The organism is Photobacterium sp. TY1-4, from assembly GCF_025398175.1.
Classification (GTDB): Bacteria; Pseudomonadota; Gammaproteobacteria; order Enterobacterales; family Vibrionaceae; genus Photobacterium.
In genome coordinates, this window is sequence record NZ_CP099734.1 from 934,741 (window position 1) to 955,672 (window position 20,932).

At 53.6% G+C, this 20,932-nt stretch carries 21 protein-coding genes; 13 read left to right on the top strand and 8 right to left on the bottom strand.

Features of this window, described 5'->3' with window-relative positions:
• Nucleotides 1-52 precede the first annotated feature (52 nt).
• Complete coding sequence (locus tag NH461_RS04615) at nt 53-559, top strand: DUF4442 domain-containing protein (protein ID WP_261602086.1); 507 nt, start codon at nt 53-55, stop codon at nt 557-559.
• A 106-nt stretch (nt 560-665) separates the two neighbouring features.
• Here NH461_RS04615 and fldA read toward each other — a convergent pair whose 3' ends face one another.
• The 3 genes from fldA to NH461_RS04630 form a co-directional block, all read right to left on the bottom strand.
• Nucleotides 666-1,193, bottom strand: a complete 528-nt coding sequence (gene fldA / locus NH461_RS04620; RefSeq protein WP_261602087.1) for a flavodoxin FldA — start codon at nt 1,191-1,193, stop codon at nt 666-668.
• A 240-nt stretch (nt 1,194-1,433) separates the two neighbouring features.
• Nucleotides 1,434-1,655, bottom strand: a complete 222-nt coding sequence (locus tag NH461_RS04625) for a DUF2788 domain-containing protein (protein ID WP_261602088.1) — start codon at nt 1,653-1,655, stop codon at nt 1,434-1,436.
• Between the two features lie 74 nt (nt 1,656-1,729).
• Nucleotides 1,730-2,494: an alpha/beta fold hydrolase gene (locus NH461_RS04630; protein ID WP_261602089.1), complete on the bottom strand. Its 765-nt coding sequence runs from the start codon at nt 2,492-2,494 to the stop codon at nt 1,730-1,732.
• Nucleotides 2,495-2,596: 102 nt separating this feature from the next.
• Here NH461_RS04630 and seqA point away from each other — a divergent pair, with 102 nt between their 5' ends.
• Nucleotides 2,597-3,142 carry a replication initiation negative regulator SeqA gene (seqA, locus tag NH461_RS04635; RefSeq protein ID WP_261602833.1) on the top strand — a complete coding sequence of 182 codons (546 nt, stop codon included), beginning with the start codon at nt 2,597-2,599 and terminating at the stop codon, nt 3,140-3,142.
• 35 nt (nt 3,143-3,177) lie between these two features.
• Nucleotides 3,178-4,824, top strand: a complete 1,647-nt coding sequence (pgm, locus tag NH461_RS04640) for a phosphoglucomutase (alpha-D-glucose-1,6-bisphosphate-dependent) (RefSeq protein ID WP_261602090.1) — start codon at nt 3,178-3,180, stop codon at nt 4,822-4,824.
• Between the two features lie 100 nt (nt 4,825-4,924).
• On the opposite strand, the gene NH461_RS04645 is transcribed toward pgm, so the two are convergent.
• Nucleotides 4,925-5,731, bottom strand: a complete 807-nt coding sequence (locus NH461_RS04645) for a DUF1853 family protein (RefSeq protein ID WP_261602091.1) — start codon at nt 5,729-5,731, stop codon at nt 4,925-4,927.
• 106 nt (nt 5,732-5,837) lie between these two features.
• On the opposite strand from NH461_RS04645, the gene NH461_RS04650 reads away from it, so the two are divergent.
• Together NH461_RS04650 and NH461_RS04655 are read left to right on the top strand one after the other, a co-directional pair.
• The gene (locus NH461_RS04650; RefSeq protein ID WP_261602092.1) at nt 5,838-6,056 is read left to right on the top strand and encodes a YbfA family protein; all 219 of its coding nucleotides are present in this window, start codon (nt 5,838-5,840) and stop codon (nt 6,054-6,056) included.
• A 129-nt stretch (nt 6,057-6,185) separates the two neighbouring features.
• Entirely contained in the window at nt 6,186-6,941 is a 756-nt protein-coding gene (locus NH461_RS04655; protein ID WP_261602093.1) for a Nif3-like dinuclear metal center hexameric protein, read from the top strand.
• A 93-nt stretch (nt 6,942-7,034) separates the two neighbouring features.
• Here the strand turns inward: NH461_RS04655 and NH461_RS04660 are convergent, their stop codons facing one another.
• Nucleotides 7,035-8,324: a citrate synthase gene (locus NH461_RS04660; RefSeq protein WP_261602094.1), complete on the bottom strand. Its 1,290-nt coding sequence runs from the start codon at nt 8,322-8,324 to the stop codon at nt 7,035-7,037.
• Between the two features lie 410 nt (nt 8,325-8,734).
• On the opposite strand from NH461_RS04660, the gene sdhC reads away from it, so the two are divergent.
• The 8 genes from sdhC to sucD all read left to right on the top strand — a co-directional run bounded on the left by sdhC (nt 8,735) and on the right by sucD (nt 18,297).
• Nucleotides 8,735-9,115 carry a succinate dehydrogenase cytochrome b556 subunit gene (sdhC, locus tag NH461_RS04665; protein WP_255389820.1) on the top strand — a complete coding sequence of 127 codons (381 nt, stop codon included), beginning with the start codon at nt 8,735-8,737 and terminating at the stop codon, nt 9,113-9,115.
• Nucleotides 9,109-9,456, top strand: a complete 348-nt coding sequence (sdhD, locus tag NH461_RS04670) for a succinate dehydrogenase, hydrophobic membrane anchor protein (protein ID WP_261602095.1) — start codon at nt 9,109-9,111, stop codon at nt 9,454-9,456. The genes sdhC and sdhD overlap by 7 nt, the downstream gene beginning before the upstream one ends.
• Nucleotides 9,457-11,223 (top strand): succinate dehydrogenase flavoprotein subunit, encoded by a 1,767-nt coding sequence (gene sdhA, locus NH461_RS04675; protein ID WP_261602096.1) that lies wholly within the window; start codon nt 9,457-9,459, stop codon nt 11,221-11,223.
• 14 nt (nt 11,224-11,237) lie between these two features.
• On the top strand, nt 11,238-11,951 hold the full coding sequence (locus tag NH461_RS04680) for a succinate dehydrogenase iron-sulfur subunit (protein ID WP_261602097.1): 714 nt from the start codon (nt 11,238-11,240) through the stop codon (nt 11,949-11,951).
• A gap of 111 nt (nt 11,952-12,062) precedes the next feature.
• Nucleotides 12,063-14,876 carry a 2-oxoglutarate dehydrogenase E1 component gene (gene sucA, locus NH461_RS04685; protein ID WP_261602098.1) on the top strand — a complete coding sequence of 938 codons (2,814 nt, stop codon included), beginning with the start codon at nt 12,063-12,065 and terminating at the stop codon, nt 14,874-14,876.
• 27 nt (nt 14,877-14,903) lie between these two features.
• Nucleotides 14,904-16,121 carry a 2-oxoglutarate dehydrogenase complex dihydrolipoyllysine-residue succinyltransferase gene (gene odhB / locus NH461_RS04690; protein ID WP_261602099.1) on the top strand — a complete coding sequence of 406 codons (1,218 nt, stop codon included), beginning with the start codon at nt 14,904-14,906 and terminating at the stop codon, nt 16,119-16,121.
• A gap of 137 nt (nt 16,122-16,258) precedes the next feature.
• Complete coding sequence (gene sucC, locus NH461_RS04695; RefSeq protein WP_261602100.1) at nt 16,259-17,425, top strand: ADP-forming succinate--CoA ligase subunit beta; 1,167 nt, start codon at nt 16,259-16,261, stop codon at nt 17,423-17,425.
• Nucleotides 17,425-18,297 carry a succinate--CoA ligase subunit alpha gene (sucD, locus tag NH461_RS04700; protein ID WP_261602101.1) on the top strand — a complete coding sequence of 291 codons (873 nt, stop codon included), beginning with the start codon at nt 17,425-17,427 and terminating at the stop codon, nt 18,295-18,297. Before sucC ends, sucD begins: the two co-directional genes overlap by 1 nt.
• Before the next feature lie 139 nt (nt 18,298-18,436).
• Here sucD and NH461_RS04705 read toward each other — a convergent pair whose 3' ends face one another.
• From NH461_RS04705 to NH461_RS04715, 3 genes are all read right to left on the bottom strand, one after another.
• On the bottom strand, nt 18,437-19,108 hold the full coding sequence (locus NH461_RS04705; protein ID WP_261602102.1) for a 3-oxoacid CoA-transferase subunit B: 672 nt from the start codon (nt 19,106-19,108) through the stop codon (nt 18,437-18,439).
• 3 nt (nt 19,109-19,111) lie between these two features.
• Nucleotides 19,112-19,765: a CoA transferase subunit A gene (locus NH461_RS04710; protein WP_261602103.1), complete on the bottom strand. Its 654-nt coding sequence runs from the start codon at nt 19,763-19,765 to the stop codon at nt 19,112-19,114.
• A 205-nt stretch (nt 19,766-19,970) separates the two neighbouring features.
• Entirely contained in the window at nt 19,971-20,864 is an 894-nt protein-coding gene (locus tag NH461_RS04715) for a LysR family transcriptional regulator (protein ID WP_261602104.1), read from the bottom strand.
• Nucleotides 20,865-20,932: the final 68 nt, after the last annotated feature.

Here is a 20,932-nt window from a genome sequence, read left to right on the forward strand (position 1 = left end):
GTTAAAAAGATGTATATTAATCTCATCCTACCAGTTGGCAGAGGTGACATTCGTGAAAGCACTCTTCTATCACCCCAATATTGTAAAGTTTGCCCTGAATCTGTGGCCGCCTTTCTGGGGTGCCGGGATCAAAATTCTCGAGATTTCTGACGATTACCGTCGCGTGACGGTTCGGCTGAAATTGCGCTGGTGGAATAAAAATGCCAACCGGACCCAATATGGCGGCAGTATTTTCTCGCTGACGGACCCGATTTATGCGCTGATGCTGATGGGGATTCTGGGCAAAGAGTATTACGTTTGGGACAAGCAGGCTGAAATCAATTTTATTAAACCCGGTAATACAGATTTGACGGCTGAGTTTGTGATTTCAGACGAGCGGGTCCAGGAAATTCGCCAGGCGACGCAATCCGGGGAGAAATATTTCCCGGAGTTTGTCGTGAACGTGAATAATGCGCGGGGAGAGATGGTCTCTCAAATTCGTCGCGTGCTCTACATCCGTAAAAAGCCGCAATACCGGGAAGTTTCGGTGGCCTCTACACCTTGCTCGCAGGAGTCCTGAATCTGCCGAACGGCCTGCTTGAGCCATAAAAAACGCGCCGTTCGGCGCGTTTTTAGCAAAGGTTTTTCGCTCAAGTTTTTAGCAAAAGACTTTAGCGGCGGGCGTGTTAGTCAGCCAGCTCAGCCAGGCACATTTCTTCGTAGATCTGATGAACCCATTTCTCAACGCGCTCGTCAGTCAGCTCCGGCTGGCGGTCTTCGTCAATGCACAGGCCGACGAAGTGATTGTCATCCACCAGGGCTTTGGATGCTTCGAACTCAAAACCTTCGGTCGGGAAGTGACCGACAACCGTTGCGCCTTTCGCTTCAACGATGTCGCGAACGGTGCCCATGGCATCACAGAAATACTCGGCGTAATCTTCCTGATCGCCACAACCAAAGATAGCAACCAGCTTGGTCGAGAAGTCAATTTGCTCCAGCTCCGGGAAGAAATCATCCCAGTCACACTGCGCTTCGCCGTAATACCAGGTTGGGATACCCAGTAGCAGCAGGTCAAAATTGTCGATATCTTCTTTACTACTCTTCGCGATATCTTTCACATCAACCAGTTTTTTACCCAGTTGTTTCTGGATCATTTTCGCGACAGCTTCAGTGTTACCTGTGTCGCTACCAAAGAAGAGTCCTACACTCGCCATAGTAGAGATTACCCGTAATTAATAGTTGACCGTTATCGCAATCATAACGGTATACATGAATCGAATCAGGGGAGGCCCCGAATGGCACTGACGGCTGGTGTATTCAGCAGCGGGTGATCTCTCCGCCCTGGTTGCCGTCATTACCCGTGGTGTTCGTGATTCAGGATTTCCTGCACTTGCAGCGGCCGTATTGCCAAACAGTTGGGCCATGCTGCCATTCAAAAATGAGGAAACTGAATGTTAGCCGATGCCGGCCCCTTCCCAGCTTAGCTGGATCAGCCCTTTGGCGACAAAGCCGGCACAACCCAGACAAAGAACCACCCAAACGACTTTGCGTCCGAATGGCGGGACATTTCCTTGCTTAAGCACATCTTTAATCGCCATACCGATAAAGAAGAAAATGGCAGCAAATAGCAAATCCAGACCAATGGATTCCAGCAAATCCATGTGCTCGTATAACATTCATGTCTCCTTACTGCAGCAAAAGCCTGGTCAGGCGCGCACTATACCACAGACAATGGGCTGCTGTTAACGGTCTAAGCTGCTTGTAAAAAGTTCAGAATGACCCGGCTCACAATGTCCGGTTTTTCAGCATGTAACCAATGCCCGGTATTGGCAACCATATGCGCTTTTGCACTCGGGAACTGTCGGGCGATCGCGTCGCGATGCTCGTTTTGAATGTATTCGGAGTTCTGTCCTTTGATGAATAAGGTCTTGCCGTGAAACGGCGGAACTTCCTGCCAGCCCATGATGGTGGCATAGTTGGCAATCAGGCCGTTGACGTTAAATCGCCAGCCATAACCGGTATCGGTCTTGGCAAAGGACTTGAGCAAGAACTGACGCACCCCCGGCTCCTGGACGTGTTGCGCGAGGTAGCGCTCGGCTTCACTGCGGCTGCTGACGGTGTGTTTGGCCACTTCCTGCAAGCCGGCAAAAACATTTTCATGGCGGTGAACCTGGTAATGGACCGGCGCCATATCAAGAACAATCAGATGATTGAGGCGAGAGGCGGCCAGCTCGGTCAGGGCCATGGCCACTTTGCCGCCCATAGAATGACCAATCAGTGAGAAGCGTTCAATGTCGCATTGATCGACCACCCGTAAGACGTCAGCAGCCAGATCCTGGTAGGTAAATGTCTCGGTGTGGGGGGAGCGGCCATGGTTGCGTAGATCGACGCTGATCACTTTATATTGATCTTTCAATGATCTGGCGAGAAGCCCTAAGTTGTCGGCGCTGCCGAACAGCCCGTGGATCAAAATGATCGTTTCACCTTGCCCGTCGATTTGATAATGAAGATTCACTGACGATTTTCTCTTGTTGATAACGCTTTACCGTAGAGTATAACCGCGTATCACGTTATAATCTCTCGGTGATTTTTAAACGGAACGATAATGAACACTACGATGAAGAGTATTGAGGTAGACGAAGAGCTATATCGTTATATCGCGAGCCAAACCCAGCATATTGGTGAGAGCGCATCCGATATTTTGCGCCGATTGCTGATGATGCCTGGGCAGGACGGTGTGTCACGGCCAGAGGTGGTGATGCCGGTACGTCCGAAGGGGATCGTGGTAAGTAAAGACGCAGGCAATGTGTCGACAACCGATCGGGTAAAAGAGATGCGATCGGTCCTGATCTCTGATGAATTTGCCGCTCAGGAGAAAGCGATTGGCCGCTTCATGATGATTCTGTCCTCGCTTTATCGTATCGATCCAAAAGGTTTTGCCGAAGCGGCTGCAATCAAAGGTCGTACCCGGGTTTATTTTGCGGATAGTAAAGAGACGCTGCTGGCCAGTGGTAAAACGACCAAGCCGAAAGCGATCCCGGAAACGCCATTCTGGGTGATTACGAATACCAATACTGATCGCAAACGCCAGATGGTTGAGCAGCTGATGAATAAAATGCAGTTCGGCGGCGATATCATCGATAAAGTTTGCGGTGAAATTTAACTGGCGTAAGCCTCTTTACTTACAAGGATAAGTTCATGGCGATCCATCCTCGAGCCGGTCAGCGCGCCCGGCAAGAAGATATGCATAACATTCCGGCGTTAGTGGCGAACTATTTTCAGATTGAACCGCAAGCCGGTAACCCGCAGCAACAAGTGGCGTTCGGAACCTCCGGCCACCGCGGCACGGCGGATAAAGGTACCTTTAACCAGCATCATATCTGGGCGATTGCCCAGGCGGTGGCAGAAGTACGTGCCGCCAACGGTGTAACCGGCCCGCTGTTTCTCGGCAAAGACACCCATGCGCTGTCTGAGCCGGCATTCGCATCGACGCTGGAAGTGCTGGTGGCCAACGGCGTTCAAATCGTCATTCAGGAAGGGCGTGGCTATACGCCGACGCCGGGCATTTCTCATGCCATCCTGTGCCACAACGTCGCCAATGCTGCCAAAGCGGACGGCATTGTGATCACGCCTTCTCATAACCCACCGCAGGACGGGGGGATTAAATATAACCCGGTTCATGGCGGTCCGGCTGAAGGGGCACTGACGACAGCGATTGAGTCTCGTGCCAACGAGATCATTGCTGCGGGCATGGTGGATGTGAAGCGTGTCTCCATCGAGCGGGCGTTAGCCAGCGATTTGGTTGTCGCGCGCGATCTGGTTGCGCCGTATGTGGACGATCTGGTCAATGTCATCGACATGGCGGCGATCCAGAAAGCCAACCTGAAGATCGGTGTCGATCCGCTCGGTGGCTCCGGCATTGAATACTGGCGCCAGATTGCCAGCCATTACGGCCTGGATCTGACGTTGGTGGACGAATCGATTGATCCGTCATTCCGCTTCATGTCGCTTGATAAAGATGGCGTGGTCCGCATGGACTGCTCGTCGCCGTATGCGATGGCAGGACTGCTGGCGCATAAAGACAACTATGATCTGGCCTTTGGCAATGATCCGGATTATGACCGCCACGGGATTGTTACGCCAGCTGGGCTGATGAACCCGAACCATTTCCTGGCGGTGTGCATTGACTACCTCTACCGTCACCGTCCGGATTGGTCGGCAGACGTTGCGGTCGGCAAAACGCTGGTCTCCAGTGCTTTGATTGACCGAGTGGTTGCGGATCTCGGCCGTGAGCTGTGTGAAGTACCGGTCGGCTTTAAGTGGTTTGTTGACGGACTGTACAGCGGCAAGCTGGGCTTCGGTGGTGAAGAAAGTGCCGGGGCATCCTTCCTGCGCATGGACGGAACGCCTTGGTCAACCGATAAAGACGGCATTTTGCTGTGTCTGCTGGCGGCGGAAATTACCGCGGTTACAGGTCAGAATCCGCAGCAATACTACGAAGCGCTGGCGGCCAAGCATGGCGCGTCGGAGTACAACCGTCTGCAAGCGGTGGCTAATGGCGAGCAAAAAGCAGTGCTGAGCAAGCTGTCTCCGGAGATGGTGGCAGCAGAGACCCTGGCGGGCGATGCCATCACCGCGCGTCTGACGCATGCGCCAGGCAATGGTGCAGCGATTGGTGGCCTGAAGGTGACGACGGCAAATGGCTGGTTTGCCGCGCGTCCGTCCGGCACGGAAGACATCTACAAAATCTACTGTGAAAGCTTCCAGGGCAAGGCACATCTGGCACTGATTGAGCAAGAAGCGCAGGAGATCGTCAGTAAAGTGTTTGCAGACGCCGGTTTGTAAGCTGGTTTTTGGCAAGTGATTTGAAAAACGCCCGGTCAGTCGACCGGGCGTTTTTGTCTTCACGTTTTGTCTCTGTTGTCTCAACGCTTTTGGCCTTGCTTCATTTGGGGTGAATCCCGTCCCGACGCGGCCAGTCTTGTGGCATCACAAACCAAACCTGCTGGTCCGGCGCAATGGCCTGTGTCGGGCTGGTGATGGTATCCACATTAAGTCGGGATTTCAGGGCGTCGTAGCTTGGTGGGTTGATCCATTGTGTTTTGTCGATCGGCTTGAGCCCGAGTGCTGCGGCGTGCTCCGGATAGCACCAGGTCCCGGTTAAGGCGTGGGGATTTACGGTCAGCGAAGATCCGGTATCTTGGCCATGGTGTGGGTAAAATAACCGTCCTTGCATCAGGAGTCGTTTGATGCGTGGCTCGCCATATTGAGGGGCCAACTGTTCGAGGAAGGCCGGGTGGTCGCTAAGCTGGAGCTGGTGTTCGAGCATCCGGTTGGTTTTCTTATCCAGGTTATCCTTGGCATTGGGGCCCGGCCATTGGTGCTGAAAAGCCAGATAGAATTTAATCGCGACTTCCCAGTGCTCGATGATGCCGGTTTGGCAATCTTCGACTAAGAAATCGATCGCCCCCAGCGTTTGATTCTGCCAGGTCAGTTGTACTTCTTCTGCCAGAAGCCGGTAGCGGGGATGGGCATCGATCAGTTGTTGCCAGAGCCACTGATAGTAGAAACCCAGTCGTCGATTCCCCGTATAAGGCGCGACTTCGGGGATCACGGCATGGGTACGGAATTCGGTCAGCCACTGATCATCCATCGCATAGGGCGCACAAATCAGGGACGGGCAATGGAGCAGGGCTTGCATGTCGTTAAGCATGCGTTGCTCATCTGTTTCTTTATTGTAAATTAACTGCATATCGAAACTTTAAGTTACCTTTTAGCGACACTTTTGCCGAAATTAGCAGGATGGAACACTAGTGTCGAAGCGACTTTTGGATTAGCTTAATAACAGGTTAGACCAGATGGGAGGCTATATGTACCAGCCCTATTCTTTGCTTCATATTCTGACGCGCCGGCTCGGTGTGGTTCTGCTCGGGATCGCAGCACTGCCATTGATGTTGCTGTTGCCGAAACCCAAGCGCGCATCTTTCTACAGTCTGATGCACCGATTCTGGACCAAAACCAGCACCAAGCCGGTCTGGTTGAAAGAGTCGGAGCATGGCACGCAACAGCTGTACTGATCACTGTAACATAATCCAAGGCATGGCGCCGGTAACTGGACCGCCGGTCGAGGAATGTTGCATGACACGGAGGCTGCTCCTGACCCGGAGATAGGATAAACTATTCGGGAGTGACAAGAGGGAGCACGAATGAATCATCTAACATTGGAAGCAGTGCTGAACGAGCTGCTCAGCCCGCACCTGATCAAAGACTATTGTCCAAATGGGTTACAGGTCGAAGGGAAAACTGAAGTTAGCAAAGTGATCGCCGGGGTGACGGCCAGCCAGGCTTTGATTGATCGCGCGATCGAAGCGCAGGCGGATGCGTTGCTGGTCCATCACGGGTATTTCTGGAAAGGTGAGCCATCGGAAATTCGCGGGATGAAGTTTCGTCGTATTAAGGCGTTGATTGATCACGGGATTAACCTGTACGCTTATCATTTGCCTCTGGATGTCCATCCGCAATTAGGGAACAACGCCCAATTGGCAAAATTGCTTGAGATTGAGGTGCTGGGTGGTATGGAAGCCGGAAATCCGCAGTCGGTCAGCGTGTATGGTCAGTTTGACCGGCCACTAACCGGTGAGGAACTGGCTTCCCGGCTGGCGATTGCATTGCACCGTGAGCCGCTGCACATTCCAGGTGGGCCTGCTGAAATTAAGACGGTCGGCTGGTGTACTGGCGGGGGACAGGACTTTATTGAGCTGGCTGCACAGCGTGGGCTGGATGCGTTTATCTCGGGTGAGATTTCCGAGCGCACAGTACATAGCGCACGTGAGCTGGGCATTCATTACTATAGCGCCGGTCATCATGCGACGGAGCGGTACGGGGTAAAAGCGTTGGGCGAGTGGTTGACGCAAACCCATGGCCTCGACGTCAGTTTTATCGATATTGATAATCCGGTTTAAGCACCCAACGTACAAAACATACAGGGACAAAAAAAGGTTGAGCGTAATGCTCAACCTTTTTATTTTGAAACACGCTCCGAAGCGTCGGCGATCTTATTCGCGCTCGTGGATCGGTTGAAATTCACGTTGTGGATAGCCGGTGTACAGCTGACGCGGACGGCCGATACGGTTGCCCGGATCGTTGTGCATTTCGTTCCAGTGCGCAATCCAGCCAATGGTCCGGGACATCGCGAAAATCACGGTGAACATGGAAACCGGGATCCCGATGGCTTTCAGGATGATACCTGAGTAGAAGTCCACGTTCGGGTAGAGCTTCTTATCAATGAAGTATTCATCTGATAGCGCGATACGTTCCAGCTCCATGGCGACATCCAGCAGTGGATCGTCGATCTTCAGTTCTTCCAGCACTTCATGGCAGGCTTCACGCATTACAGTTGCGCGTGGATCGTAGTTTTTGTAAACCCGGTGTCCAAAGCCCATCAGGCGGAATGGGTCATCTTTATCTTTGGCGCGCTCAATATACTCAGGGATATTGTCCACGCTGCCAATCTCTTCCAGCATCTTCAGGCAGGCTTCGTTCGCACCGCCATGTGCAGGACCCCATAGCGAGGCAATCCCGGCAGCGATACATGCAAACGGGTTGGCACCGGATGAGCCGGCCAGACGAACAGTAGACGTCGACGCGTTTTGTTCGTGATCAGCATGCAGGGTAAAGATTTTGTCCATCGCACGGGCGACGACCGGGCTCACTTCATATTCTTCACACGGCGTTGCGAACATCATATGCAGGAAGTTCTCCGCATAGTCCAGGTCGTTGCGCGGGAAGATAAACGGTTGGCCAATGGAGTATTTGTAACACATCGCAGCCAGCGTCGGCATTTTCGACAGCAGGCGGAACGCCGTGATTTCACGGTGCATGTCGTTATTAATATCCAGTGAGTCATGGTAGAAGGCTGCCAGGGCACCGACCACACCACACATCACCGCCATTGGGTGTGCATCGCGGCGGAAGCCGTGGAAGAAGCTGGCAATTTGCTCGTGAACCATGGTGTGGCGCGTGACCGTGGTGCGGAATGTTTCGTATTGCGCACGGGACGGTACTTCACCGTATAGCAGGATATAGCACACTTCCAGGTAATCAGCGTTATTGGCTAACTGGTCGATCGGGTAGCCGCGGTGCAGCAGGATCCCTTTATCGCCATCAATATAGGTAATTTGAGATTCACATGACGCTGTGGCCAGAAAACCAGGGTCAAATGTAAAGTAGCCGCTCGCGCCAAGCTTACGGACATCTATGACGTCAGGCCCTTGTGTACCCCCGAGAATCGGCAGTTCGACTGGTGCATTCCCTTCAATATGAAGAGTCGCTTTCTTGTCTGCCATAACAATCTCCTTTGCTTTTTATAATCCTGATCCAGATTCGGATGTGCAGTTGTTGTACCGGGGGATCCCGCATTTGTCAATTTTTGTACTGCTTTGTGTGCGCTTGTTAATAACTTTTGGTAAAAAAGTGCAAAATCTCGAAATCGTGTTAGAGGTCATGTAACCGGGTTTGTAATTGCTTGTTACGAGGCGTATACTCGCCGCAGGTCTCTGGTTCCGCCGCCGCCAGATACAAGTGCTTAAGTACTCAACAATATTAGTCACTTAGGTTGAACTGTGTTTTGGGTTCCCTACATAAACATATTTGCAACCAAAGGTTACGAAAATGTTGCGATCATTTGTCCTGGCTCAGCGAACCGGAGAGTTTAATAAAAATAAGATGCTTCAATGGAGCTGAGTGGGCAAATACCGTGAAAGTAAATAAGCCAAGACCTGTTAACCTCGACCTACAGACGATTCGCTTTCCTCTGACGGCGATTGCGTCCATCCTGCACCGGGTCTCCGGTGTCATCACATTTGTTGCTGTTGCCATTCTTCTGTGGCTTTTAAGCCTTTCCCTGTCATCTCCAGAAGGTTTCGCCAGTGCTGCCAACATTGTTGACAGTTTCTTTGTGAAATTCGTGCTGTGGGGGATCCTGACGGCGCTGTTCTACCACATTGTGTTAGGCGTGCGTCACTTGATGATGGATATGGGATATTTTGAAGAAATGGATACCGGGATTGCAAGCGCCAAAATCAGCTTTGCAATTGTCGCGGTACTGGCTGTCTTTGCAGGAGGCCTGGTATGGTAAACAATGTGTCAACGGTTGGTCGTAATGGTGTACACGACTTTATTCTGATCCGCGCAACGGCGATCATCCTTACGCTTTACACCCTCTACATGGTTGGATTTTTCGCCTTCGGGCCGGATCTGAGCTATGAAACCTGGACTGCGTTTTTCGGTAAGCTGAGCACGAAAGTGTTCACCATGCTAGCGCTGTTCTCCATCATGATCCATGCCTGGATCGGCTTATGGCAAGTCCTGACGGATTACATTAAACCTGCCGCACTTCGTGCAGGGATCCAATTTGGCGTGGTTGCCATTCTTCTCGTCTACCTGTTTTCTGGCTTCTTTATTGTGTGGGGTGTGTAAGTGAGCATTGCAGTTCGTGAATTTGATGCCGTCGTGATCGGTGCTGGTGGTGCAGGTATGCGCGCCGCACTTCAGATTTCAGAACAAGGCCTGAAATGTGCCTTGTTGTCTAAAGTTTTTCCTACTCGCTCTCACACCGTTTCGGCGCAGGGCGGGATCACCGTTGCCCTGGGGAACTCACACCCGGATAACTGGCAATGGCACATGTACGATACCGTCAAAGGTTCAGACTACATTGGCGATCAGAATGCCATTGAGTATATGTGTAAAAATGGCCCGAAATCAGTCATTGAGCTGGAAAAAATGGGCCTGCCGTTCTCTCGTTTTGATAACGGGACCATCTACCAGCGCCCATTCGGCGGCCAGTCGAAAGAGTTTGGCGGCGAGCAGGCTGCGCGAACCGCTGCTGCTGCGGACCGAACCGGCCATGCCCTGCTGCACACCCTGTACCAGCAAAACATTAAGCACAAAACCACAATTTTCTCGGAGTGGTATGCACTGGATCTGGTGAAGAACCAGGACGGCGCCATTCTGGGCTGTACTGCGCTGTGCATGGAAACTGGTGAGATTTGCTACTTCAAAGCCAAGGCAACGGTACTGGCGACAGGTGGTGCGGGCCGCATTTATGCGTCGACAACGAACGCCCACATCAACACCGGTGATGGTGTCGGGATGGCATTGCGTGCCGGAGTGCCGATGCAGGATATGGAAATGTGGCAGTTCCACCCAACCGGGATTGCCGGTGCCGGGGTACTGGTCACCGAAGGCTGTCGTGGTGAAGGCGGCTACCTGCTGAACAAAGACGGCGAGCGCTTTATGGAGCGTTACGCGCCGAATGCCAAAGACCTGGCCGGCCGCGACGTGGTTGCGCGTTCAATGATGGTCGAGATCCGTGAAGGTCGCGGTTGCGATGGCCCATGGGGTCCGCACATTAAACTGAAACTGGATCACCTGGGTAAAGACGTACTGGAATCTCGTCTGCCAGGGATTTGTGAGCTGTCTCGGACCTTTGCTCACGTTGATCCGGTCAAAGAGCCGATTCCGGTGATCCCAACCTGTCACTACATGATGGGTGGGGTACCAACGCAGGTCTCCGGCCAGGCTGTGAAGCAAACGGCAGCCGGTGATGACGTGGAAGTTCAAGGCCTGTTCGCTTGTGGTGAAATTGCCTCGGTTTCTGTTCACGGTGCGAACCGTCTGGGTGGTAACTCTCTGCTTGACCTGGTGGTCTTCGGTCGTGCGACTGGTCTGCACCTGGGTGAAACGCTGGCTGCCCAAGCAGAAGCGCGTCCGGCGACTGACTCTGATATTGAAGCTTCTCTGGCACGTGTGAACCGCTGGAATACCACGCAGAAAGGTGAAGATCCGGTTCAAATCCGTAAAGATCTGCAATCCTGCATGCAAAATAACTTCTCGGTCTTCCGCGAAGGCGAAGCCATGGCGACTGGCCTGGAAGAGCTGAAAGTGATCCGCGAGCGTCTGAAAGATGCGCGCCTGGATGACACCTCGACTGAATTCAACACCCAACGTGTTGAATGTCTGGAGCTGGAAAACCTGATGGAAACGGCTTATGCAACGGCTGTGGCGGCGAACTACCGTACCGAAAGCCGTGGCGCCCATGCCCGTTTCGACTTCCCTGAGCGTGACGATGCAAACTGGCTGTGCCACTCCATTTACAACCCCGAGACAGAGCAAATGTCGAAGCGTGATGTAAACATGACACCAGTTCACCGTGAGGCATTTCCGCCGAAAGCGCGTACTTACTAAGGGAGGTAAGCATTATGAAACTGAATTTCTCAATTTACCGCTACAACCCTGACGTTGATAACGCTCCGCACATGAAAGGATATACCCTGGATGTGCCGGATGGCTCCGATATGATGGTGCTTGATGCGCTGATCCTGCTGAAAGAGCAGGATCCGACGCTGTCTTTCCGTCGTTCGTGCCGTGAAGGGGTTTGTGGCTCAGACGGCATCAACATGAACGGGAAAAATGGGCTGGCTTGTATCACGCCGCTGTCGGCGCTGATGGGCGAGAAAACCATTGTGATCCGTCCGCTGCCAGGCCTGCCGGTGATCCGCGACCTGATCATCGATATGGAGCAGTTCTACACCAACTACGCCAAAGTGAAACCATTCCTGATTGATGATGAGTCGCTGCCGCCGGCACGTGAGCATCTGCAATCTCCGGAAGAGCGTGCCCACTTGGATGGTTTGTACGAGTGTATTATGTGTGCATGTTGCTCAACATCTTGCCCGTCATTCTGGTGGAACCCGGATAAATTTATCGGTCCGGCCGGCTTGCTGGCAGCGTACCGCTGGCTGATTGACAGCCGTGATACGGCCACAGATGAACGTCTGTCTGATCTTGACGACGCATTTAGCGTTTTTCGTTGCCATGGCATCATGAACTGTGTAAATGTCTGTCCGAAGGGATTAAATCCTACCAAAGCGATCGGCCATATTAAGTCAATGTTGCTGAAACGCGCGGTATAAAAAGTCGAATTATCGATATGCTGGCTTTCTGACTCGCTATCGAAAGCCAGCTTTTAAGCCCGGCCTTGAGACCGGAGCAAAATGGCGATAACTAGTGGTTAAGGGAAAACAATGCAGAACGGCGTTATGAAGGCTTGGCTTGAGTCTTCACACCTGGCTGGCGCCAATGCAACTTATGTAGAAGACCTCTACGAGTTGTATCTTAGCGACCCAGAATTAGTTGACGAAGAGTGGCAGCACGTATTCAGCGAGTTGCCTGTGGTGAATGAGGTTGTTGTCGAACAGCCGCACTCCCGCGTTCGTGATTATTTTCGGCGTTTAGCGAAAGAAACAACCCATCTAAGTGCGACCGTCAGCGATCCAGACGTTGATGCCAAGCAGGTTAAGGTATTGCAGTTAATTAACGCATACCGTTTCCGCGGGCATCAGCATGCAAACTTAGACCCGTTAGGCTTATGGCAGCAAGATCGAGTGCCTGATCTCGATCCGGCTTTTCATAACCTGACCCCAGAGGATTTCAATGAAACCTTCAATGTGGGTTCCTTTGCCGTCGGCAAAGACAGCATGAAGCTTTCAGAAATCTTTGATGCACTGAAGAAGACTTATTGCGGGTCGATTGGTGCAGAATATATGCACATCACCAACACAGAAGAAAAACGCTGGATCCAACAGCGACTGGAATCTGTGGTTGGTCAGGGTGCATTTACTGACGTAGAAAAACTCACTTTCCTGGATGAGCTCACTGCAGCGGAAGGTCTGGAACGTTATCTGGGAGCGAAGTTCCCGGGTGCCAAGCGTTTCTCGCTCGAAGGCGGCGATGCGATGATCCCGATGGTGAAAGAACTTATCCGCTACGCTGGGACCAATGGGGCCCGCGAAGTTGTCATCGGTATGGCCCACCGCGGTCGTCTGAATATGCTGGTGAACGTGCTGGGTAAGAAGCCTCAGGATTTGTTTGACGAATTTGCCGGCAAGCATGGTGAGTCCTGGGGGACTGGTGATGTGAAATATCACCAAGGATTCTCGGCAGACTTTGCCACTCCGGGCGGCGACGTGCATTTAGCACTGGCATTCAACCCGTCGCACCTGGAAATTGTCAACCCTGTTGTCGTCGGCTCGGTCCGTGCGCGCCAGGATCGCCTGGGCGATAAAGACGGCTCTCAGGTTCTGCCAATCACAGTTCACGGTGACTCGGCCATTGCTGGCCAGGGGGTCGTGGCTGAAACGTTCAATATGTCCCAATCACGGGGCTATCGTGTCGGCGGTACTATCCGTATCGTGGTCAACAACCAAATCGGCTTTACGACCTCCAACCCGAGCGATACCCGCTCTACGCAATACTGTACCGACATCGCCAAGATGGTCCAGGCGCCAATCTTCCACGTCAATGCTGACGATCCGGAAGCGGTGGCATTTGTCACCCGCATTGCACTGGATTTCCGCAATACCTTCAAGCGTGATGTGGTCATTGATCTGGTGTGTTACCGCCGCCATGGTCACAACGAAGCAGATGAGCCGAATGCGACTCAGCCGCTGATGTACCAGAAGATCAAAAAACACCCGACACCGCGCAAGATCTACGCCGATGCCCTGACGGATAAAGGCACGATCGAGCTGGAAACGGCCACGGCCCTGATCAACGAGTATCGTGATGCACTGGATCGCGGTGAATGCGTGGTCAAGGAGTGGCGTCCGATGAAGCTGCATTCCGTCGACTGGTCTCCGTATCTGGGCCATGACTGGACTGTGGATTGGCCGAATGCGGTCGACGCCGAGCGCCTCAACGAACTTGCCCACCGTATCTGCCAGTTCCCGGAAAGCCACAAGCTGCAGAGCCGGGTACAGAAACTGTACCACGACCGGACGCTGATGGCTGACGGTGAGAAGCCGGTCGACTGGGGGATGGCAGAAACCTTGGCTTATGCCACCTTGGTTGATGAAGGCAACCGTATCCGGATCACCGGTCAGGACTCCGGTCGCGGTACGTTCTTCCACCGCCATGCCGTGCTGCATAACCAAAGTGATGCCAGCACCTATATCCCGCTTGCCAATATTCATGACAAACAAGGTCCGTTCCAGGTGTTCGACTCCGTGTTGTCTGAAGAAGCGGTCCTGGCGTTTGAATATGGTTACGCGACTGCCGAGCCGGGTGGTTTGACGGTTTGGGAAGCTCAGTTTGGTGACTTTGCCAACGGTGCCCAGGTGGTGATTGACCAGTTCATCAGCTCCGGTGAGCAGAAGTGGGGCCGGATGTGCGGTCTGACCATGCTGCTGCCGCACGGGTATGAAGGCCAGGGGCCAGAGCACTCCTCCGCACGTCTAGAGCGTTACCTTCAATTGTGTGCCGAGCAAAACATGCAGGTCATTATTCCGTCGACACCCGCGCAGGTCTATCACATGCTGCGTCGCCAGGTCGTGCGTCCGATGCGTCGCCCGCTGGTGGTCATGTCGCCGAAATCACTGCTGCGTCACCCGCTGTGTATCTCGTCGATGGACGACCTGGCAAGCGGCACGTTCCTACCGGCTATCGGTGAGATCGATGCGCTGGATCCGAAGCAAGTGAAACGTGTGGTGCTGTGTTCCGGTAAGGTGTACTACGACCTGCTGGAACAGCGTCGCAAGAATGAGCAGACTGATGTTGCCATCGTGCGGATTGAGCAGTTGTACCCATTCCCGAAAGAGGATGTGGAAGCAGCGCTGGCCGATTATCAGCACGTGACAGACTTTGTCTGGTGCCAGGAAGAGCCGCAAAACCAGGGTGCTTGGTATTCAAGCCAGCACAACTTCCGCGCGGCGTTGCCAAATGGCGCAGACTTGACCTATGCAGGCCGAGCGGCTTCTGCATCACCGGCAGTAGGCTACATGTCGGTTCACCTGAAACAACAGAAAGCGTTGGTTGAAGACGCTTTGACAATAAATGAATAGAACTGGAACAAAAAGGACAACGCGGATATGACAATCGAAATTCTGGTTCCCGATTTACCTGAATCAGTTGCAGATGCAACAGTGGCGACTTGGCACAAGCAGCCGGGTGATGCCGTGACTCGTGATGAAGTTCTGGTTGATATCGAAACAGATAAAGTCGTGCTGGAAGTACCGGCACCTGAAGATGGTGTTCTGGAAGCAATTCTGGAAGCAGAAGGCACCACCGTCCTGACCAAGCAGCTGATCGGCAAAATTAAAGTCGGTGCCGTTGCGGGCGAGCCAACGAAAGATGTTCCTGCTGAAGCAGAAGCATCGCCGAACAAGCGCAGCACTGCGGCGCTGGCTGAAGAGAGCAGTGAAGCCCTGAGCCCGGCGGTTCGTCGCCTGCTGGCTGAGCACGACATTAACCCGGCTGACGTCAAAGGCACCGGTGTCGGTGGTCGCATTACCCGCGAAGACGTGGAAGCGTTCGTGAAAAGCGGCAAGAAAGCTGCGCCGGCTGTGGCATCTGCCGTTGAAGCGAAAGCTGAAGCGCCACTGGCACTCCGCAGCGAGAAGCGTGTCCCGATGACACGTCTGCGTAAGCGTGTTGCCGAGCGTCTGCTGGAAGCGAAAAACAGCACGGCGATGCTGACGACGTTCAACGAAGTCAACATGCAGCCAATCATGAACCTGCGTCAGCAGTACAAAGACATCTTCGAAGAGCGTCATGGCATTCGTCTGGGCTTTATGTCTTTCTACGTGAAGGCTGTGGTGGAAGCGCTGAAGCGTTATCCGGAAGTGAACGCGTCGATCGACGGTGATGATATCGTCTACCACAACTATTTCGATGTCAGCATTGCGGTTTCAACGCCGCGCGGTCTGGTGACCCCAGTGCTGCGTGACTGTGACAAGCTGAGCTTGGCTGAAATCGAGAAAGGTATCCGTGAGCTGGCGATTAAAGGCCGCGACGGCAAACTGACGGTTGAAGAGCTGACCGGCGGTAACTTTACCATTACCAACGGTGGTGTGTTTGGCTCGCTGATGTCGACGCCAATCATCAACCCGCCACAAGCGGCAATTCTGGGGATGCACAAAATCCAGGATCGTCCGATGGCAGTGAACGGCCAGGTTGAAGTCCTGCCGATGATGTACCTGGCGCTGTCTTACGATCACCGTCTGATCGATGGTAAAGAGTCTGTGGGTTACCTGGTGACCATCAAAGAACTTCTTGAAGACCCAACACGTCTGCTACTGGACGTTTAATACCTGTGCCTGGCCGGGGAAGCTCAACCCCCGGCCTTTTTTCCGGTACCAGGTAGGACAATAGACGAAGAAATACCCAAGAGTATTTCACATGGAAATAACAAGTCCCAAAGGGATATGAAAACGGATAGAACATCATGAATCTGCACGAATATCAGGCAAAACAGCTATTTGCTGAATATGGTCTGCCAGTTCCAGAAGGTTATGCTTGCGATACGCCGCAAGAAGCGGCGGAAGCAGCCGGTAAAATCGGCGGTGACAAGTGGGTTGTTAAATGTCAGGTTCACGCGGGTGGCCGTGGTAAAGCGGGCGGTGTTGAACTGCACGATACCAAAGAAGGCATTAAGGCATTCGCACAAAAGTGGCTGGGTAAAAAACTGGTGACTTATCAGACAGACGCCAACGGTCAGCCGGTTACCAAAATTCTGGTTGAAGAAGCGTCAAACATTGCCAACGAACTGTACCTGGGTGCAGTGGTTGACCGTGGCAGCCGCCGTATTGTTTTCATGGCATCGACTGAAGGTGGTGTGGAAATTGAGAAAGTTGCGGAAGAAACCCCTGAACTGATCCACAAAGCTGCGATTGATCCGCTGGTTGGCCCACAGGCTTACCAGGGTCGTGAACTGGCGTTCAAACTGGGTCTGAAAGGCGATCAAATCAAGCAATTCACCAAGATCTTTATGGGTCTGGGACAGATGTTTGCCGATTACGATCTGGCGCTGCTGGAAATCAACCCGCTGGTGATCACCGGTGATGACAACCTGCTGTGCCTGGATGGCAAGATCAACATCGACTCCAACGCGATGTACCGCCAACCAAAACTGCGTGAAATGCACGATCCGTCTCAAGAAGATGAGCGTGAAGCACATGCGGCGAAGTGGGAACTGAACTATGTTGCGCTGGACGGCAACATCGGTTGCATGGTGAACGGCGCGGGCCTCGCGATGGGGACCATGGACATCGTCAACCTGCACGGCGGTAAGCCTGCGAACTTCCTGGACGTTGGTGGCGGCGCGACCAAAGAGCGTGTCACGGAAGCGTTCAAGATCATTCTGTCTGACAGCAATGTAAAAGCGGTACTGGTGAATATCTTCGGTGGTATCGTTCGTTGTGATCTGATTGCGGAAGGGATCATCGGTGCCGTCGAGGAAGTCGGTGTTGAAGTACCGGTTGTGGTACGCCTGGAAGGTAACAATGCTGAACTTGGCGCAGAAACGCTGGCTAAGAGTGGCCTGAACATTATTGCTGCGACATCCCTAACTGAAGCAGCGGAAAAAGTAGTTGCTGCAGCGGAGGGTAAATAATGTCCATCCTAATTAACAAAGATACTAAAGTCATTTGTCAGGGTTTCACTGGCGGTCAGGGCACATTCCACTCAGAGCAAGCCATTGCGTACGGTACGCAAATGGTTGGCGGTGTGTCTCCGGGTAAAGGCGGTACAACGCATTTGGGTCTGCCGGTATTCAACACAGTTCGCGAAGCGGTTGAAGCAACCGGTGCAACAGCCTCTGTGATCTACGTTCCGGCGCCTTTCTGCAAAGATGCGATCCTGGAAGCGATCGATGCTGGCATCAAGCTGATCGTGACCATTACTGAAGGGATCCCGACGCTGGACATGCTGGACGTGAAAGTACGTCTGGACGAAGCGGGCGTCCGTATGATCGGTCCAAACTGTCCGGGTGTGATCACGCCGGACGAGTGTAAGATCGGTATCATGCCGGGTCATATCCACAAGGCGGGTAAAGTGGGCATCGTGTCTCGCTCAGGTACCCTGACTTACGAAGCCGTGAAGCAAACGACCGACGAAGGTTTCGGCCAGTCCACTTGTGTCGGTATCGGTGGTGACCCAATCCCGGGTTCGAACTTCATCGATATTCTGGCGCTGTTCGAAAAAGATCCGGCGACCGAAGCGATTGTGATGATCGGTGAGATCGGCGGCACAGCGGAAGAAGAAGCGGCGGCTTACATTAAAGAGCACGTCACCAAGCCGGTTGTATCTTACATCGCAGGTGTAACGGCGCCTCCGGGTAAACGTATGGGCCACGCGGGTGCGATCATCTCTGGCGGTAAAGGGACGGCGGACGACAAGTTCCAGGCGCTGGAAGCGGCAGGCGTGAAAACCGTGAAGAGCCTGGCCGACATTGGCAAGGCACTGCGTGAAGTGACGGGCTGGTAAGCCTTTCCGTCACCGACTATGTAGCAAAAACCGTGCCCCGGTTTGACGGGGCGCGGTTTTTTTATGCCTCTTTTCTGTGTTTGATGAGTGGCGGTCTATGCACACCGCGTGTCCGGTTGACCGGGCTGCGCAGTCATGATCAGGCAACCATGGGGTTGAGGGTTGCGCTGACAATGAACGGCGCATCGGTTGCAGCTTCGATGTCTGCGACGGTATAACCCGGTGCGATCTCGGTCAGTACCAGTCCTTCAGGTGAGACGACAAACACGGCCATCTCGGTGATGATGAGATTCACCTGACCCGCAGCCGTGAGGGGTAAGCTGCAATGGGACAGGATTTTGGGTTGTCCCTTCACGGTATGCTCCATCGCCACAATCACTTTCCTGGCACCCACCACCAAGTCCATGGCCCCGCCCATCCCGGGCACCATTTTCCCCGGGATGATCCAACTGGCTAAATTTCCCTGCGTATCGACCTGAAGCGCACCCAGAACGGTGACATCCACGTGTCCGCCGCGAATGATGGCAAATGAGTCTGCGCTGTTGAAATAACAGGCTCCGGGAATCGCTGTGATTGCTTGTCCGCCGGCATTGACCAAATCCGGATCGTGGTTGTCGGCATCGGCGAGGGCCTGGATCCCCAGCAGGCCGTTTTCGGATTGGAACAGTACTTCAATGTCGGCGTCAATTTCATCAGCAACCAAAGAGGGCAGCCCTATTCCGAGGTTGACAATATCGCCATCCCGAAGCTCCCGGGCAACCCGCCGGGCGATAGTCCGGCGAGCGTGTTCTTTATCGGTAATCGTTGACATGATTCAGGCCTCCTGGTGGTAGATGTGATCGACAAACAAGCCGGGGGTGTGGATGCTTTCTGCTTCGATCGCACCGGCCGCAACCAGTTCGTGGGCTTCGACAATCACGGTTTCAGCAGCCATCGCCATCAGCGGATTGAAATTTTGTGTGGTCCGTCGATAAAAGGTGTTGCCTTTGCTGTCGACGACAGAGCCGTGGATCAGCGCCAGATCCGCCCGCAATGGTTTTTCGAGTAAAAACATCTCGCCGTCGACCTCGATCACCGGCTTGCCTTCGGCAATGACGGTGCCAAGGCCGGTCGGGGTCAGCACGCCGCCCAATCCGGCACCGGCTGCCCGGATCCGCTCGGCCAGGGTGCCCTGCGGGATCAGGTCAACTTCAAGCGCTTTAGCTACCATTTGACGCCCGGTTTCCGGGTTGGTACCGATATGGGATGCCAGTAATCGGCGGACGCGCTTGGCGGCAATGAGGCGCCCGGAACCCGAGGTCGGGGTGCCGGTGTCGGTGGTGATCAAGGTTAAATTCTTCACCTGGCTGTCCAGCAGGATGTCAATCAGGTGCTCCGGGGCACCGTTGGCCATAAATCCGCCAATCATCACGGTCATGCCGTCATGGAGCTGGGCCTGGATGTCGTGTTGGTTGATACGCTTATTCATTGCTCTTGCCTCAAACAGTGCGCAGCGCTACAGCCAGATGCAGCCGCGGCTCGCTCAGAATATTTGTCGGGTTTCTCTGAGTGTATGGGGGGCAGGGGCGGAGGTGTTAGCGCCATTGCGGCAAAGCCAATTTGCGAAAATGCAAGCGTCGGTGTTCACTGGATTGATGTCGGCGAAACGCAGAGATGGATCCGCCAACCCAAAACTAGCCTGGGGCTCGCTCCAGCAAGAAGGCCTTAAAACTACTGGCTGCCGCCGACGCGCGTTGTGGCGGGTAATAGTACAGGTTGAGGCTCCAGGTGCTGGTGCCGTAGTCGCTGAATAAAGGGACTAAGTCACCGTGCTGAATGTCGTCCCGGACCACGAATTCGGGCAAATAACCGATCCCCGCCCCGCTTTTCACCCCTTGCAGCAGGAGATCGCTGTCATTGACCTCCAGGGTCTTCGGGATCTTGATCATCTGGGTTTCCGGGCCGCAGGTAAATATCCAGTCGTTGCTGCCGGTCAGCGTGGAGGCAAACAAGCATCGGTGATGGCTCAGTGCCTCGGGAGAGCACGGGGTTCCGAATGATGCCAGATATGCTGGTGAGGCGACGGGCACGAACGGGCATTGCATGAGCTCCCGGCGGACCAGATGAAGATCCTGCTCACGGTAGCCCTGATAGGTGGCATTGGCGCTGATCATCAAGTCCGCTTCACCGGCATGATCTAGCGCCCAGGGGGTGATATTTAATGAGAAGGTGACGTGGGGTTGCTGGGTCAGATAATCGCTGATGTCGCGCATCAGGTAATGGTTGGCATACACGGGGGTGCAGGCAATATTGATGTGTCCCTTGTCGTGCTCCTGATAGTCGAGCAGGGACTGTTGAATATGGTTGGCACTATCAACCAGCGGCGCAAATTCATCAAACAGTTTTTGTCCGGCTGGGGTCGGGGTCAGCAGTTTGTTGGTCCGCCGAAGCAGTGGCATGCCGAACTGCGACTCCAGGCTTTGCAGCCAGCGACTGCCGGCAGAGACGGAAATCTCGAATTTCCGCGAAGCGGCCGAGATTGAACCACAGCGTATAACGTTGACGAAAAAAGCCATCTTATCCAGCATGAGATCCCTTTTGCTTGATAATTATTGGATACAGCGGCCGGTATGAGACTTATCCCCCGTCTCATGCC